Origin of the sequence: Pseudomonas sp. 6D_7.1_Bac1, from assembly GCF_025465945.1 — a bacterium.
Classification (GTDB): Bacteria; Pseudomonadota; Gammaproteobacteria; order Pseudomonadales; family Pseudomonadaceae; genus Aquipseudomonas.
Map to the genome: position 1 here is coordinate 89,204 of NZ_JANLNW010000070.1, position 17,762 is coordinate 106,965.

Annotated in this window: 4 protein-coding genes; 2 read left to right on the top strand and 2 right to left on the bottom strand. The window is 57.3% G+C overall.

Annotated features, from left to right (window positions below; genetic code table 11):
* The first annotated feature begins 19 nt into the window (after positions 1-19).
* Both NTD87_RS18720 and NTD87_RS18725 read left to right on the top strand, forming a co-directional pair.
* Complete coding sequence (locus NTD87_RS18720) at positions 20-2,797, top strand: hybrid sensor histidine kinase/response regulator (protein WP_262115598.1); 2,778 nt, start codon at positions 20-22, stop codon at positions 2,795-2,797.
* Positions 2,798-2,861: 64 nt separating this feature from the next.
* Positions 2,862-3,458 (top strand): MarC family protein, encoded by a 597-nt coding sequence (locus NTD87_RS18725; RefSeq protein WP_262115600.1) that lies wholly within the window; start codon positions 2,862-2,864, stop codon positions 3,456-3,458.
* Between the two features lie 15 nt (positions 3,459-3,473).
* Here the strand turns inward: NTD87_RS18725 and NTD87_RS18730 are convergent, their stop codons facing one another.
* The gene (locus NTD87_RS18730) at positions 3,474-10,463 is read right to left on the bottom strand and encodes a TcdA/TcdB pore-forming domain-containing protein (RefSeq protein WP_262115601.1); all 6,990 of its coding nucleotides are present in this window, start codon (positions 10,461-10,463) and stop codon (positions 3,474-3,476) included.
* A gap of 125 nt (positions 10,464-10,588) precedes the next feature.
* A complete protein-coding gene (locus NTD87_RS18735; RefSeq protein ID WP_262115603.1) occupies positions 10,589-17,704 on the bottom strand; it encodes a TcdA/TcdB pore-forming domain-containing protein in 7,116 nt (2,371 codons plus the stop codon).
* Positions 17,705-17,762: the final 58 nt, after the last annotated feature.

Below are 17,762 nucleotides of genomic sequence, written 5' to 3' on the forward strand. Positions count from 1 at the left end.
CCTACGAAGGGATTTCGCCGTGCGCTGGCTCAGGATTGCCATAGGTTTCACCGTCACTCTGCTGACCCTGCTCTGCATGCTCCCGGCCCAGGCCGCGCAAGGCAGTGGCTGGGCGGTATTGCTCGACGCACAGGCAGACCTGCAACTGAGCGATATCCGCTCGGCTCGCTACACCAACCAATTCAGCCCGATTGAGCTCGACCAGATCACCGCCGCCGAGCCCAGTGGCGCGTTGTGGCTGCGTTTCAAACTCAGTCCCGGCAAACACGAACAACTGCTGCGCATCTTCGCCCCCGACTTGTTGCGCCTGAACCTCTACGTTCTGGACGGCGACAAGCTGATCGAGCAATTGACCAGCGGCAACGAACAACCCCAGATCGATCGACCGCTCCCCAGCAGCGACTTCATGCTGCCGCTGCCACAAAGCGACAAACCCCTCGACGTCTATCTACGACTGGTTTCCGAACACGAGTTGCGGCCCTATATCACCCTGCAATCAGCAGTAATGACGGCGGCCAACCAAAACCAGACGCTGATCTATGGCCTGCTGTTTGGCTGTATTGCGATGCTTGTCCTGCATAACCTCACGCGCTACGGCTATACCCGCTCGCGCAGCAGTCTCTGGCTGGCGGCGTGCGAGGGTTTGTTGCTGCTGAGCCTGGTCCTGCTGCTGAACCTCGCAGGCCCATGGCTACCCGACTGGCATGCCGTGCAAACACCCGGCGCCTACCTGTCGCTACTGCTGACAGCCCCCTGCGGCCTGATGTTCGCTTATCGCTTCTTTGCCCCGCTTGGTCCGCACCCGCTGAACAGGTTGCTGCTGGGCGACATCCTGTTCATTGTCCTGTGCAGCCTGTTGCTGCTGTTCGTCGACACCCTGCCGCTGAACATCATCACCTACGCTCTGGTGGCTCTGGCGGGCCTGAGCATGCTCTTCGTCAGCGCCTACCACTGGCAAAAAGGCTACCGGCCAGCACGCCTGTTCGTCGTGGCGATGGTGGTGTTCAACGTCGGCACGCTGATCATCCTTCCCGCGCTACTGGGGCTGACCCTGGTCGCCCCGCAAGTCCTGATCATGACCTTGCTGTCGTTCATCTGCATCAGCGGCCTGCTGATGAGCATTGCCTTGAGCGAGCGCCAGCGCAGCATCACCGAAGACCGCTTCAGCGTCAGCCGCGACCTGGCGGCGAGTAACGCCGAGATCAACGCCAAGGCCGAGTTCCTGGCAAAAATCAGCCACGAAATCCGCACCCCGATGAATGGCGTGCTGGGCATGACCGAGCTGTTGCTGGGCACCCCGCTGTCGGTCAAACAACGCGACTACGTGCAAACCATCCACAGCGCCGGTAATGAACTGCTGACGCTGATCAATGAAATCCTCGACATCTCCAAGCTCGAGTCCGGGCAAATCGAACTCGACGACGTGCAATTCGACCTCAATGCACTGATCGAAGACTGCCTGAGCATCTTCCGCGCCAAGGCCGAACAACAGAACGTCGAGCTGATCAGCTTCATCCAGCCACAAGTGCCCCGGGTCATCAGTGGTGACCCGACGCGTCTGCGCCAGACGCTGCTGAGCCTTCTGGAAAACGCCCTGAAGAAAACCGACGAAGGCGAGATCCTGATCGTCGTCGCACTTGACGAGCGCAGCAACAAACCGCGCCTGCGCATTGCCGTGCAAGACAGCGGGCAACCCATGGATGCCGAAGAACGAGAAGCCCTGCTGCACGCCGAACTGCACAGCAAGAACTTCCTTTCCGCCACACGACTGGGCGGCAACCTGGGGCTGGTGATCGCCCGCCAATTGATTCTGCTGATGCACGGCGAGTTCGGCATCAAGAGTGGCAGCAATCAGGGCAGCACACTGTGGCTGACCTTGCCGCTGGACCCTGAGCGCCTCGAACACCCGACCTGCGATCTCGACGGTCCGCTGCAAGGCGCCCGAGTGCTGGTGGTGGACGATAACGACACCTGCCGCAAAGTCCTGGTGCAGCAATGCAGCGCCTGGGGCCTGAACGTCAGCGCCGTCCCTTCCGGCAAGGAAGCCCTCGCCCTGCTGCGCACCAAGGCGCACCTGCGTGACTACTTCGACGTGGTCCTGCTCGACCAGAACATGCCCGGCATGACCGGCATGCAACTGGCGGCGAAGATCAAGGAAGACCCGAGCCTGAATCACGACATTCTGCTGATCATGCTCACCGGGATCAGCAACGCGCCGAGCAAGGTCATCGCACGCAACGCCGGGATCAAACGCATCCTGGCCAAACCCGTGGCCGGCTACACCCTCAAGACCACGCTGGCGGACGAACTGAGCCAACGCAATAAAGGCCTGGCCGTTTCACAGCAACTGCCAACCGGCGTGCCTGCGGTGGTCAAGGTGCCGAGCGACTTCCGTATTCTGGTGGCCGAAGACAACAGCATTTCGACCAAAGTGATTCGCGGCATGCTTGGCAAGCTCAACCTGCAACCGGACACCGCCTGTAACGGCGAAGAAGCCTTGAAAGCGATGAAGGCCCAGCGCTACGACCTGGTGTTGATGGACTGCGAAATGCCGATCCTCGATGGCTTCTCCGCCACCCAGCAACTGCGTGCCTGGGAAGTCGGCAATCAGCGCACCCGCACCCCGGTGGTCGCACTGACCGCGCACATCCTCGCCGAGCACAAGGAGCGCGCGCGCCAGGCCGGTATGGACGGGCACATGGCCAAGCCGGTCGAGCTGTCGCAGTTGCGCGAGCTGATCGAGCACTGGGTTGCCCAGCGTGACCAACTCAATCGGGCAACGGCACAACCTTCCTGAGCCGACAGACCGCGCAACCCCTGATAGACTCCAGGGCGACTTCCCTCGCCAGTGAGCTTGCACCATGCTTCACGTGTTGTTCAGCGTTTACCTGAAGATGCTGGTGCTCTACAGCCCGTTCTTCGTATTGTCCTGCTTCATCAGCCTGACCCGTGGTTACTCCAACAAGGAACGGCGGCGACTGGCCTGGAATGTCGCCCTCGCGACCCTGGTCTCCAGCGTCCTGTTGTACTTGTTCGGGCGAGTGATTTTCAGCGTGTTCGGCATCACCGTAGACGCGTTCCGCATTGGCGCCGGCAGCGTGCTGTTCATCTCGGCATTGGGCATGGCTCAGGGCAAGTCAGCGGTCCAGACCGACAACGTGCAGCAGGACGTGACCATAGTCCCGCTGACCATTCCGCTCACCGTCGGCCCCGGCACCATCGGGGCCTTGCTGGTGATGGGCGTCAGCCAGCCGCACTGGGACGATAAACTCACTGCTATCCTCAGTATCGCCATGGCCAGCCTGACGGTCGGCGTGGTGCTGTACCTGTCCAACCGCATCGAACGGATTCTCGGCGATCAGGGCTTGCAGATTGTCAGCCGGTTGATGGGTTTGTTTGTGTGTGCGTTGGCGGCACAGATTATTTTTACCGGGGTGAAGGGGTATCTGGTGCCCTGACCCCCGAGTCGTTGCTCAGACCTCGTTGGATAGATCGAGCATCCCGGCAAGCTCATGGTATTGCCCTTCCTCGCCAACGCCCACCAAGGCTTGTACTAACTCCTCCAGCAGGAAGTTCTGATAGTCGCCTTGCACGTGAAGTGTCAGTCCCAGTTCGAGCCTTTGCGTCGTGACCAGCCCCAGAGCATTACGGAAAATCAGGCTGTGTCCGTTGTCAGGGTCCGTTAACAGCAAATGCCCACCACTCGAAGACACCCACCAGTTGTCGAGCTTCTGCATCTGCAGCCTCAACTCGCTGGCGCTCTCGTTTTTCGAGTACTGGAGGCGCGCAACATCGACCACGATGCAATCCAGCCGATCCCAGTCCTCAACCGCCACCTGGCACGTCATACCCTCGCGCCCGCAGCCCAGCACCAGCGTATCGATGCCGTCAGGCAGCATAGGCTGTAACTCGCTGATAACCTCCGAGCCATAGATCGCCAGCACTTGCCGGTCCCGGCATGCAACGAGCCGATGGGTCCAGACCTTTTTGTCATTGCTCAACAACAAGAGATCGATAGGGTCGTACAAAAGGCAAGCTTGATCGTGCAGGACTCCTAGGTAGGTGACCCACTGGCCATCGGCCCTGCCATCTGAGGAGAACAGTCGCCGGGCAATGGTGTCATACCAGTTGAACCAACCCAGTGGATATTCCCCGGCGGTCAGGAAAGGCTTGTGAGGCTGGCCGGCAATCAACTCGGCAATCCGTTCTTCGGGCGTCTGTGTAGCCCCCCGTGCCAGCATGAAGTCCTGGTTCACACCGACGATACAGGCGGGCTGGCCATCCATCAGTTCGAGGATCACCCCCTCACGGGTTCTCCCTTGCAAGCCGCCGCCCAGTGCGGTGACCTCGATAAACGACCATGCTCGCCAGACGTGTTGCAGGGGCGCCAGCAAATCATGTCTCGGCAGTTGTGTACCGCGATCAAACAACGCCCGCATCTGCTCAATCGTCAACAGCGGCTGCCGCAAGAGTCGACCACTTTCAGAGGCGAACAGCCACACGGCTTTTTCATCGGGTGTCAGGCCCACAGTGCGCACGTTCCGGCCCTGTTCGGAGCCGACCAACAGAATCTGTTGCGCCAGGTACCGAGCGGATAAGGGCGCACCGTCAGCGCCGGATAACCCGACGATATCGAGTCCGGCCACCCGATACTGCCCGGCCACAGCCGCCAAGGCTGTCGGCCAGTCACTACGGTCCCGCAACCAATGCTCATTGAGCGCACGCAGCGTCAGCGTGTCATTGCGCACATCGAACACCAGGCCGTGCACAGTCTGCGCCACGAATCCGTCAGCCACCGCCACCACACTGTCCACATCATTGAGCAGCGAGCGCAAAACACCTGTCGTTGCGTCTGGCCGGCGCAGCCAAGTCCACAAGGTTTTTTTCTGCGCCTCGTAAAAGACCATGCTGTTGCCATCGTCGCGCGACGATGCCAGCAGGATAGGGCTTTGAATACCGAGGTCCTTGCTCGACACAAACCACTCATCTCGAACCCGCAGCCAGGCTGAATAGGTCTGTGTTCGGGAATGAACCTGAAACGAGAGAACTATCGCCGCCTCCCAGGTCTTGATGTCCCCGGCCGTCTCGACCGAAGCATCGTTATCCACCTCGAATGCATTGAAACGTTCCAGGAAAGCATTCCAGCCTTGCCAATCGACGTCGTAATTCAAAGGCAACTCTTCACTCACCGTGGTCGCAACGGCAGTCAACTCGACCTTGTCTGGGTGCAGCAGGTAGTCGAATCGATAGTCGACATCCTCATGATCGGTGACCTGCTGAACAACATGAATGGCCCCCTCCACGTCCTGACAAGAGACGATCCGCGAGTCCTTTTGCGGATTGAACAACCGGTAGCGCCGATTGACCCGGCCGGTAAGCGCATCGACACGCCATAGGGTCGGTTGGTCGTGATGATAGAAATACACATGATCGCCCACCACCGCGCCCAGGCGGACCTCGGCATTGACGGCACTCGGCAGATCGCGTGCATACAGGATGCGTTCCCGCGCCACCTCATAGAAGGCATTGGTGTGCACAGGCCACTGCGGATCCACGAACGGTACCTTGAGGTTGTGCAACGGCAGATAGGGGCTGGCCAGACGATGTTCATGAGTCAGTCGAGTCAAGCGCTCCCTGAGCGCGCCGGAGTCATTCTCGTCCGGGAGATTCTGCTCCAGAAGATTCAACCGCCGATTAGACCAGTCCACGCGGAACAACTGGCCCTGCTCCAGTTCGAGATACATCTCGCTATCAACGGCGACCTGCACCGCGACGCCATCGATCTTCAAGCCCTGTGGCTCAAAAAGCACTACAGCATCGCTCGCCCACGTCGCGCGCAGGACCCAGCGTAGAGACGCCGACTCACGTTGGCTGGAAAGATACACAGCGACTACCCCCGGACTGAGCGACAGTGAGTATTGCCCCGTCACCGCCTCAATGTCGTAAGACATTTTCCCTTGCCACTCGAGGGGAATAAGCGGTACGTAGAGGGAACGGCACTGCTCATCCAACACGATCTTGACCGAGGTCGGCTGATAGTTCGGAAACAGCTTGTAAACGATGTACTCGAAAGGCGTCCAGGGATCGAACCAGAATATGCGCTCACCCTCACGGTTGTACTCCAGCTCGCGGGCCTCATCGAAGCCCAGATCATGGCGATGGGTGGCCCCCGGCATCAGTTGATAGTCGTAACCGAAATAAGATATCGGGGTGCAGGGCAGGATGACCGCTTGAATGCCTTGAGGAAGATCAGCGTGTTCCGGCAACCCCCAACGCTCTCTCATGTTGATGGCGCGGCGAAGATCGCCCTCGACCGTCGGCAAACCCAGCCCGGGTCGGTGCGCTCGAAATAATTGATGACTACCAAGCCTCACCTGCCGGGCACGCAGATCAAGAGCGGTGATAACCGCTTCAGGCATCGGGTGCACAACACCAGACACCACCGTGTAGCCACCCTCGCTGATGGCTGATTTCAGGCGGTACACGTACTCCCCGACCTGTTGGGCCCGCTCAAGAATCAGACTGTAGTTACGTGCCAGAGCGCCCAGGCCAAAGCCTATTCCGCCGACAACCACCGCCAGCGGGCCGGCGATAGCACCAAACGTGCCGCCCACTGCGAACGCACTGCCAGCCAGCGCCACGCCAGCCAGGTCAAAACTCAACTGCACAGCGGCCGCCGTTCTGGCCGGGGCATTGTCCGCCGTCGCCAACTCATAGATATCGAATCCGACGTTGACCAGCGCGAGGACACTGCCAACACCCTCTCCCGCCACACGCCCCAGCGTGCGTCCCAGTACGCTAGAGGTAGTTTGGGCAATCAGGCGCTCGTCGAGCAAGGCCTGCCTGACCAGTTGAATCACCCCCGCGAGATCCGCGGCTACACCATGAATAAGCTGGGTGTAAATCACGTAACTGTGCATGCGCACGGCCAGGGCCATGGGCGCGCCACTCTTCTCCTTGTCGACGCCTTCGTAATGACGCAAGGTCTGCATCAGGGCCATGATCGCAAAGCCGGCATTCATGGTATTGACCGCCGCAGGCTCATGGGGCGCTGCTTCGGGCGGCAGTTTTCCCATGCTCTCGAAACGCTCGCGCAGCCAGTTCCTGATTTCAAACAGTCGCGGATCATCGACGGTGACGTTCACCGTCCTCGCCGGGTCCTTGCTGTCGATCATCGAAAGCGTCCATTTACCCTCGGCAGCCGGTGTCACCGTTTCATAGATCGGCACATATTCAGGCTTGAGAGACTGGCTCTTGATCAAGTTAAGGGAAGCCGAGCGAATGACACTCGCCCATCGGCGGCCGTCCAGTTCTGCAACACTACGCCCCAGACGGGCGTTCTCCGACAACGAACGAGCACGCAGCGCCGCATGACGCTGCCAGGGGTCGACGGTCCGTCCCCCGACAATCGGCTCGCGACTCAGTAACTCGCCGACGGTCACCTGAGAAGGCAGATGCCTGTCGGCAATGCTCGAACCGCTGAGGTCGATCAGATTGAAGGTCGCGCTAGTAACCTCCTCGATGCCATAGAGCCCGGCAAGGGTCCGATCTTGCAGCAAGCCTTCGATTCCTTGCTGCAAATCCTGGATTTTTTCAAACCCGTAAAGGCCAAAATTGGGGTCGTAAAAACGATAGGAGATCCGGTCCTGCCCCACGACTTTACTCACCAGCAACGAGTGATTTTCGGTGTTGAGCATCAGGTTGGCGGAAACGGTTTTCTGCTCTAGGAGCTGCATGACGGCCGCCAGGTTCGCCACTCCCAGTTTTGCGCCGAACTGCGCCATGGGGACGGTGCGCAAGTCATCCAGGGTCCTTAGCAAAACGAGGGTTTCAGGCTCGTCCCCGGCAAGGCTGGCCAAAGCCAGCCTGCCGATCAATGCACGCTCTGCTGCATCGCCTTTTTCAAGGGCCGCCGCCATGACCAGCGCCAAGGGATAACAACGCCGGCCCGGATCGCCAACACCACGCACCAGCAGCTCTTGCGGCAACTGCTTGGCGGAGATGGCCCCTGCCTGAAACAGGCGCTGGTGAACAGGGTTGCCTCGCTGCAGTATCGATCCACGATACTCTTCCCTGGCCGCCGTCTCGATTCGCGCAATGTGCTCCCCCCATTGCCGGACACTCAATGGTTCTGCGAAGGCCAGGGCCTTCAGCAGCCGGGAGCCCTGCGCGGCCGAAGATGACGCCTTGAGCCCGACTTCGAATGCCGTCGGAGATCGGCTGCGAAGGGTCTGCTCAATCAGTTCGTAACGCGCGGCGAGCCCCCGATCCTGAGTGTTTTCGGCCAGAACGCGGGCAGCCTCCCAAGCCTTGGCGAAGCCTTCGTTATCCAGGATCGTCGCACCGAACAGCCCCCCGAATACCACACGGTGCAGCGGACTCAACTGCTCCAAAGGCAGCTTGCCACTGGCGATCCGGGTCAATGCTTCATTCAGATTGCCGAGCGACTCGGCGCCGACCGATGACGGTAGTTCACTGGCGGGCTGCGCCAGGATTTGCTGACGCTCATCGAATCCGAGGGAGAAGGATTTGTTGAAGGTCACTTCACCACTCAACTTGTCATTCATCACCCGGATGAAAGGCTCGCCCAGATCATCGAGCAATTGTTGCAGCACCGACGTCAGCAACACCGGCCGCCCTTCGATTACCGGCCAACCTTGCTTGAATGCCAGCGTCTGATCATTGAGTAACTCACTGACATTACCTTTGTAATGCGCGTTGTATTTACCTTCACGCGCTTTCTTTTGCTCAAGCTCCAACCAGGCATGTTCGGTTTTAGCGTTGTCTTTCCAGCTGTGCTTGGTTTCTTCCTCCGTTGCGAGGCTAAACCCTTCGAACAGATCGATTTGATCACTGAGCGATTTGACGCCCCCAGGAACTGCGTTCGCTGTGACGAACTTTCTTAAACCGTCAGAAAACGCGGAAGGCCCACTCATGGCGATCGCCGACTGTGCCCCGAAGCTGATGCCATCAGCGTCATAGTTTCTGATGGCCTCTACAAAGCTGGACGCACTTCGCAGTTCATCGGTCGACATTTTGGAAAACTGGCCAAACCGCTTCTCGAACTCGCCGATTATCAGTGCCTCGAAACGCTTTTTGTCCTGTGGCGATATGTGTTGCCTGGCCGCTTCGCTAGCCACCCAATCCTTGAACTCATAGTTACTTCGGATATGGTCCATCACCGCACCGATATAGGCAGAGCCAGGATTAGCCATAAAGAATGCATTGGACAGTCCGTTGAAGGGCTCCGTCGAAGGTACGGGTCCCTGCAAGGGATTATTCTTGTTGGCGACCCGCACACCATCAGGTACGACGGTGGCATCCTTGAGGGGTGCAAAAACCTCAGTCAGTGCAGGAGCGCTTTTAACAAAAGTCTCTAATGCCGTGCGATGTTGCTCAGGAATGTACCCTCGAAAATCCGAATAGTCCTTTCCTCGGCCGGGTATGAATTGCGGATTATGATCGAGAATCAGCTGCGTCAGTCCGATTCGCTGTTGCGGGTTGAACACACTGACATCAACCCCGCCGAGAAAGCGCTGAAAGTCAGGCAGCAAGTCAGCGTCACTGTAGAGACCGCCGACTGTCTGCCCGACTTGCAAACGCGTAATATCAGACGCCGCCGCCAGGTTTCCACGGTATGCAATTTCCCGCTCATAGATATCGAACAAAGGCTTGTCGGACAACTCACTGCGTATTTCTCGCAGATTGACCCCCTCACTCTGTAACTTCTTCAGCGATTTAAAGTTGCGCTGTTTGAGGTTCTCAAGGGCCGCTTCATCCTGTCCATACGCACGCACCAGTAGATCGATTCGCGCCTGATCAGCGCTCTGTCCCGCCTGCGTGGCCTTAGTGATGGCGTCATACATCTGCTGCTTGAGCGCTCGTGCCCTTTGAACATAAAGCTGACCGAGCTCGCTGGCCGTCAATGCATCAATGTCTGCAACCGATATCGCCGCATGCGCCTTGGCTGACTCGACGATAATTCGGTTGGTCTCGTACGCCAACAATGCATCGGCGTCATACCAGAGATTGATGCCAAACCCTTCGGTCGCCATCACCTGTTTCCAGACGTTGATGTAATCCCTCTGAATATCCCCGATACCACCACCGACCCAAACGAAATGCATGATTTTGGGGACTTCGACGGCAGCATAAGTCAACATCTGAATGGTCTTTTTCGCCCTGACTACATAATCATCAAGCCGTGAAGAGATACCGGCCAGCTCTGCCGATACAGGCTGCTGTCTTTTCTTGATCAGCTCATTCAGTGTGTCTTGAAACAACAAGGTGGATGCCAGTTGATCAGACCCGCTCCGACTCGTAGAACTCCCGACATAGTATCTATTCAACGCTTCATATTCAGGAGTATCCGAAAACACTTTCATCGCTACTTGTATTTCAGCCAGGCTGAACAGTTGTGAAAATCGCTGTCCCATCGCACCCGATAACTGAAGCTCACTCATAACGTTTATATCCCTATAAATTTAATACACACACGGCGTGGCAGCGCCGAACAAACACAGAAGTTCGACGCTGATTCAGCTGTATTCGAGGTCCAAACCGAAGTCAGTCACGGCCCTTGCAAGGGTTAACCTTCGGCCAACTCAACCGACCGGGCCGGTAAAAGTTCTTTCAGTGTTGCAGTGCCCGTGACGCTCTTCTTGTCAATCAGCACGCTCACCAGTGTCGATATCGCAAACGATCGATAACCTTTAATCGCCAGAAAGACCTCGCCACGTAATGTGACATCCGCTGAATACACATCGCGAAAGATCAAGCTGTGACCGGTGTCTGGATCGATGATTATCAGATGATTCTGGACGATGCTCAGCAGCAGTTTTTCTGGCGTTTCCAGGGCCCAGATCAATTTGCCGGGGATCGATGGCGCGCCCGCCAACGAATGTCGGCAATCGACAATGACCGATTCCAGCCTGAGCCACGCGGCCTCAGACAACTGACAAGTCATTGCGCCCTGCCCCATACGCAGAATCAGGGTGCTGACACCGTCGGGAATCATCGGCATAAGATCCCCGAGTTTCATCTGACCTTCGATTGCCATGACTTCGGCCGTACGCTGTACAAAATTGAGTGGGCCGATATTTCCCGTGCGCGGATAGGCGTGTAAAAAGCCATCATTGTCATCATGCAATAGCACGCTGGTTTGCTTCTGTGTGCCCAGCAGCGTGAAGGATTCGGGGGCTTCGAGCTTCGCGACCCGTATCAAACGTTCGCTTGCAACCACATACCACTGCAAGTTCTCCGGCTCGAAGACCTGGAGAAAAGCGCTATGCCCATGGCCATGCACCAGAGCCTTGAGGCTCTCACGCAAGCCGTCAGTGTGTGCGAGCACCCAATGGCTTTCGACACCGGTGATCAGCACAGGCGCCTGGTCGTGCAATTCCATCACCACGCCTTCAGAGGTTGTCGCCCGCAACCCGGCGCCCTGCACCGCTATATCGGCAAATCGCCAAGGGGCCCAATCACGTACGGGAGCCGGCAGCGCATCAGCCTGCAATAGCTGCGTACCTCGTTCAAATACCACACTCAAGCGATCGGGATCGATAAAGGCCTGGCGATAGAGCTCGCCACTCGAAACGTCAAACAGCCAGGCAGCCTGCCTGTCCGGTGTCATGCTCAGCAACCGCACTTCTTTGCCATGCCCCAGGTCCGATAGCAACACACGGTTGTCCACGTACCAGGCACACAATCGAGCATCGCCACTGAAGTTGGTCAAACCCAGTAAGGCAAAATTATCGACCGGGTGCTGCACTGCTACCGTCGTCAATGCTGTCCACCAGTGCTCCCGGCCCTTGAACCAGAGATCCGTCAGACCACCCAGTTGTACATCGCCCTCGGCCGTTACATTGAAGAACAGGTTGCCGTCAGTCCGTGCCAGGTAACTGCCTTGAACGGCAACGATGTCAGTCAGGCCATCAACCTCGAGCCACTGGGTAGATAACTGAACGCCGGCCGTGCCGATGGACTTGCGCAACCGATGGAGACGATTGTAGTTTTTGTCATAGACAACAAAAACATCGCCCTCACTACCCTGCGGTGCGATCAGCAACAGCTCGCTCATATTTTTGATGGAGTCTGGCCAGGCTCGCCCATGATTCTTGCGAGGGACAGGGCGGATGATCAAGCGATCACTGCTGCGCACCCAGGCCATGTCCCGCCACTTAGCGTCGAGTTTCCAGCAAATCGAAACCAGGGCGGCCGGCTGCCAGTCCACAATGTCTGATGACTCGGTGCCCGTATTTTCAGGAGGCGTGTAATAGTTGCCCAACACTTTCTTCCAGTCAGCCAGCGTACCGCTGCGGGCGCTAAAAACCACGTCCAACCCGGGCTCCAGCCCTCGGGTAATCGAACAGAGAAAGACTCCACCCTCATGAATCAGATAGGTCAGTTCATCGCTCGTACCGTCGTCGCGACTCAGGCTCTGTACCACCTGCATGCCCCCGCCAGTCAAGGCTTCACAGCGGGCGATGACACTGGTTTGGGTGACTTGAACGAGCAGGCGATAAACTTTGTGAATCCAGCCGGTGTTGGCATCCACTTGCCAGATCACGTAGTTACTCGGGTGATAGAAATACGCATACCCATCGATCACTGCACCTAACTGGGCTTGGTCGGCAAACCACACATCAGGATCGCGAATGTAGAGGAATCGATCTTCACCCGCGTCGTAGTAGGCCGTGGTGTACCTGGGTTCAGTCGGCTTTTCGAACGGAATGACAAACCTGTGAACAGGCGTGTAGGGCAGAACCAGGCGATGCGCCTGTGCCAGGCTCTTCAAGTGTTCCAGCAGCGTCTGCTCACTCATGCCCGAAGGTGCATCCTGTTCGATGAGTAAAAGTTGCGACTTACCACGATCGACTCGAAAGAGCTCATTGTTGGCAAGCTTAAGCACAACCGTGTGAATACCCCGCCCCGTGAATGTCACCGTAGTGGTGCCAATCACCAGCTCCCCTGCGGCCGTCAACCGAACATCACTTGGGTTTGCCCAAGTCGCCAGCAACGACCAGTTCATGGTCTTGAGGCTCGGGGCCTCTAGCGCTACGTTCACCCCTGGGTTGAGGACCAGCGAACAAGGTGCCCCACCGCCTTCGATCTTGTAGGTGATGGTATGGTGCCAGGCCTTCGGCAGCACAGGCACCACCAAAAAGCGCTCGACAGAATCAAGCACAATGTTGATCTGCGTTGGCCTGTAGGCGGGATACAGCCGATAGCAAATGTATTCGCTGGGAAACGAGTAGAACGTAAACAGAAATTGCCAGTTGCCATTACGGTCCTTTTTCTCCAGGCGGCGGGCCGTGTCGAAACCGGTGTCATGACGAAACGTGGCAAAGGGTAAGGCCTTGTACTCATAGCCATAAAAAGTATGCGGTGTGCAGGGCAACACAATCACCTGGCTGGTCGTCGGCGCAAAACGGGCAGTCCCTGGCAGACCCAGTGCCTGACGAATGTTGGTTGCCCGGGTGTCATCCGGATCAACGTCCGGCACCCCGAAATGATCACGGAGCGGGAACAGCATCGGACTATCAAACGTCAGACGCGCAGCGCGTAAATCAACGGTCTTGAATACCATTGCCGGCTCAGGTATCCAGCTGTCGCTGGTTGCATCCAGACGATACCCTCCCCCACGATGAGCCCTCTCAAGCTCATCAAAAAACCTGCCGACTTGCTTTGCCTCTTCAGCAATGGTGGCAAACCCTTGGGCGAGCGCAGCCACACCAATCGCCAACCCACCCAGCAGGACGCCACCGCCACCCAATACCGCGGCGACGCTGCCCGCACCCAGTAAACCCGCGCCGATCCCGGCCCCAGTCACCGCCATGCTGGCAGAGTCAAACGCTAACTGAGTACCGAACCGGGCCTTTTCAACATCACTTTGCGCATTGGCCAACTGGTAGATATCAAACCCGACATTGGCTAGCCCCAATACTGCCCCCACGCCTTCGTTAGCCGCATGGCCCAGGGCTTCACCCACCACCGACGCAGAAGTACGAGCAATGACCTTTACTTCTGCCAACGCCTGTCGGGCCAATTTGATGACACCGAATAGATCAACCAGGTTGCCATGGAGCAGTTGCGCATAATTTACGTAGGCATGCAGACGCACGGCCATTGTCAGCGGCCTATCTCCACCCTCCTGCGCCCGTAGCGAGTTCAACAGGGCCTGAATGGTGAAACCGGCATTAAGGGTATGAACGCTGCCCGCTTCAGTCGGATCGAGTTCGTTGATAAGCCCTGGCGGCTTGGTGGCCAAGGTCGAAAAAGTCTCGGACAGATAGTTCTTTATACGCAGAAATCGCGGGTCGTCAGTGCTCACACGAAGCAGATTTTCAGGTTTTTTGAGATTGATCAGGCTTAGCTGATACTCACCCGTCGGGGTTATTTCCAGCGTTTCAAACAACGGCACCCACTCTGGTGCCAACTGATTTGTCTCTTGAAGCCGGTTGATCGCCTGCCCGATCTGCTGGCCCCACCAATGGCTGTCCAGCGCAAGCAGACTGCTGCCCAGTCTGGGGTTGTTCACCAGCGATTGTCCCCGGGCACTGGCAAGACGCTGCCTTCCAGGACGCAAGGGCTTCCCGGACAACGCACCAGGCTGCAGCAGATTCGCGACGTGTCCCGAGGATGAGAGGGACAACTCAGACACCCGTCCCCCATCCACCTCAATCAGATCAAAGGTCGGATGGTTCGTCTCGCCATAAGCGGCGTAATGCTCCGCCATTTTGTGGTGCAGGAAAAACCGCTCCAGCGCCTGCCTGAATACCTGTGGGTCTTCACACTCGAATACACCAAAATTCGGATCGTAAAAGTGATAGCCACTGCGCTCACCGCTAATGGTTTTAGCCACCAACATCGCGTGATTGTCGGAGTTGAGCATCAGCGTGCTGGTGGTTGTTTTTTCCTTGAGGATGGCCACGACCTGATCCAGCCCAGAGCGCGCCAATGTGCTGCCGATGGCATTGACATCCGTCCCCCGCAACTCCTCCAGCGCTTGCAGGAATGCCCTTGAGTCGCTCTCCCGGGGCTCAAGAACCCCAAGATAAAAACGCTCACGCAGCGTATCCACCGCTGCCGAATCTTGCGCAATCGAGGCTGCCATCACCAACACCAACGGATAACAGCGCCCCGCGACCATATCGCCCGGCCCCTGGAGCAACAAATCCTGCGGCGCCAGTCGAGCAGTGGCACTACCGAAACTGTCCACGACAATGTCCATTTGCTCGAAGATCCGATCACGGTACTCAAGCTTGGCAAGGTGCTCGATCCTGGCCGCCGCCTTACCCCATTGACGTAAGGTCAATGGCTGCGCCAGTGCGTCTTTCCTGAGTGTCAGGGCTGTTTCGCCATGTGCTGGCGGGGATTCGAAAGAGCTGGCCAGGCCCGCGAGGAATGACGGAGCTTGACGTCTGTACAGCTCACGTTCGATCGCCGCGTAGCGACTTGACACACCCAGTTCGCGAACGCGATTGGCCAGGTTTTCAAGGTCACTGGAGAGTGCATCGAAGCCTGGTTTGTCCAGGGTTGTTGCGCCCAGCAACGCTCCGAGCAACAGACGTTGCAGCGGACTCAATTGGGCGACGTGAAACGTCCCGTCGGCGAGCCGCCCTAATACTTCATCAAGCGACAGGTTCAGCGTCGACGGCCCGGAGAACGACTCAGGGGGCAAGGACGCAGGGGGCTGAGCGATGATCGTCTGCCGATCATCAAAGTTCAGTGGCAGAGCCTTCTCAAAGATCACAGGACCATCGAGGGACTGACCCATTGCGTTCAAGAACGGCTCACCGAGGTCATCGGCCAGACGTTGCAAAATATCGGTCGACAACACATGGCGACCCTCGATCACCGGCCAGCCTTCGTCGAAATCGATGGTCTGACCTTTGAGCAATTGCGCCATATCACCGTTGTAACGAACCTTCAACTCGCCGTCACGCCACCTCGCCTGCTCCGTCTTGAGCCATTCGTTGATGTCTAAGGCGCTCTCTTGCCAGGAGTGATCATTCTCCTCTTCAGTCAGTGCATTGAACCCTTCTGTGAGCGTCGCCAATTCACGCCAGGCTTCAGCCCCCTTGGGGGTGAAATGCGCCTTCTCATAAGTGGTCATGCCCTCACGCATCGCTGCGGGTCCGGTCATATAGATCGAAGCACCCGCCTCCGGGCGAATACCATCACTGAAGTAGTCGGCCATTGCGCCGGCAAGTGATGCTGCGCGAAAGGCTTCTTCAGCCGGTAACTCATCGAACCGCCCAATCCTCTGTTCAAGCACTTCGTTGGCAATCTCACTGACTTTCGAGCGGTCATGCAGTGCGGTTCCTTTTTTCAAGACCTCAAGAGCAACTGCATCGAAGACGTCATAGTTGAACCTGAAGCGCTGCATGATTGACTTAACCATCGCCGAACCTGGATGCGCCAACAGGAAGGCGTTAGCCAGGGTGCCTTGTACGCGAGCTGCACGCAGGCCGTCGGGGTGAACACCACGATCGGCAGGCACCACGAACACCTCCGTCAGCGAAGGCTTGCTGTTGGCAAAACGCTCCAAAGCTTCCCGGTGCTCTTCGGGGATACTTTCAAAGTAGCTCTGGTACTTCGAACGTTGCACCTGGCGGCCCGGCATCCACTGAGGGTTATGATCAAGGATCAACTGCAAAGCGCCATGACGCGCGTCCGCCCCAAGCGTGCTGGTTTCTATATCGCCCAGTTTTTTTGCGAGTGGCGGCAAAAAATCGACATCGCTGTACCCTCCGCCTTCGCTGTCCAATGCTTGAAAGCGAACGATATCGGAGGCCGCAGCAAGATTGGTGCGTAACGCAACCTCGCGCTCATAAATATCCATCAACGGCAGCGCGGCAGTCTCGCGGTTGATATCACGCAACACCAGCCGATTGTCAGCGAGACCGGTAATGCTGCGAAGATTCCTGTCTTTCAATGCTTCAAGGGCAACTTTATCCTGACCATACCCACGCACCAGAAGATCCATTCGTGCATCATCTGCGCTCTGCCCGTTTTGTTGCGCTTTCTTGATATGCGCGAACATCTGGCTCTTCAATGCCAACGCTCGCGCCTCATACAAGTCAGCGAGTTGATCACCCTGGGTCAACGCATCGCCACCGCAAATCATACCGTCGGCTTTGGCCGCCTCGACAAGAATCCGGTTGGTCTCATGGGCCAGCAACGCATCACTGTCGTACCAGAGCTTCAGCTCATAACCCTCGTTGGCCAGGATCTGCTTCCAGATATTGATGTAATCGCGCTGAATGTCCCCGAGACCGCCGCCGAGCCAGACAAAATGCTGCTTTTTCGGCACCTCGGTGGCAGAAATACCCAGCTGCTCAAGACCGTATGTAAAACGTGTCTCGAAGTTTTCGAGTCTGTCCTGGATCTGCATCAGCTCTGGAGCGTGATCCGCACCCGGACTCATCGCAGGCTCCGACTCTGCCGCACGCCGTCGGCGACCTGCGGGCACACTGAAAGTCGCGAGTGCCTGCCTCAACAATGCCAGAGGTTCTCGTAGACTTGGCGAATCAAGTAATCCGATACAGCCAAAGTAATAGCGGAACACCGCATCATACTCAGCCGTCCCCTCGTGTGCCTTTAATGCTCGCTCAAGATCAACAAGTTTTAAAAGACCAAAGAATTCAATATAACCGTCCAATCCCTGAGCTTTAGATTCGTTCACAAACAATACTTCCATTTATTGGAATTCAAGGTAAAAAACCAAAGGACAACACAACCCTCAGCGCAGGATAATT

Excerpts from the sequence above, each read along its gene's own strand:
- NTD87_RS18730 (WP_262115601.1), bottom strand. The coding sequence starts at position 10,463 with ATGAGTGAGCTTCAGTTATCGGGTGCGATGGGACAGCGATTTTCACAA.
- NTD87_RS18735 (WP_262115603.1), bottom strand. The coding sequence starts at position 17,704 with ATGGAAGTATTGTTTGTGAACGAATCTAAAGCTCAGGGATTGGACGGT.
- NTD87_RS18725 (WP_262115600.1), top strand. The coding sequence starts at position 2,862 with ATGCTTCACGTGTTGTTCAGCGTTTACCTGAAGATGCTGGTGCTCTAC.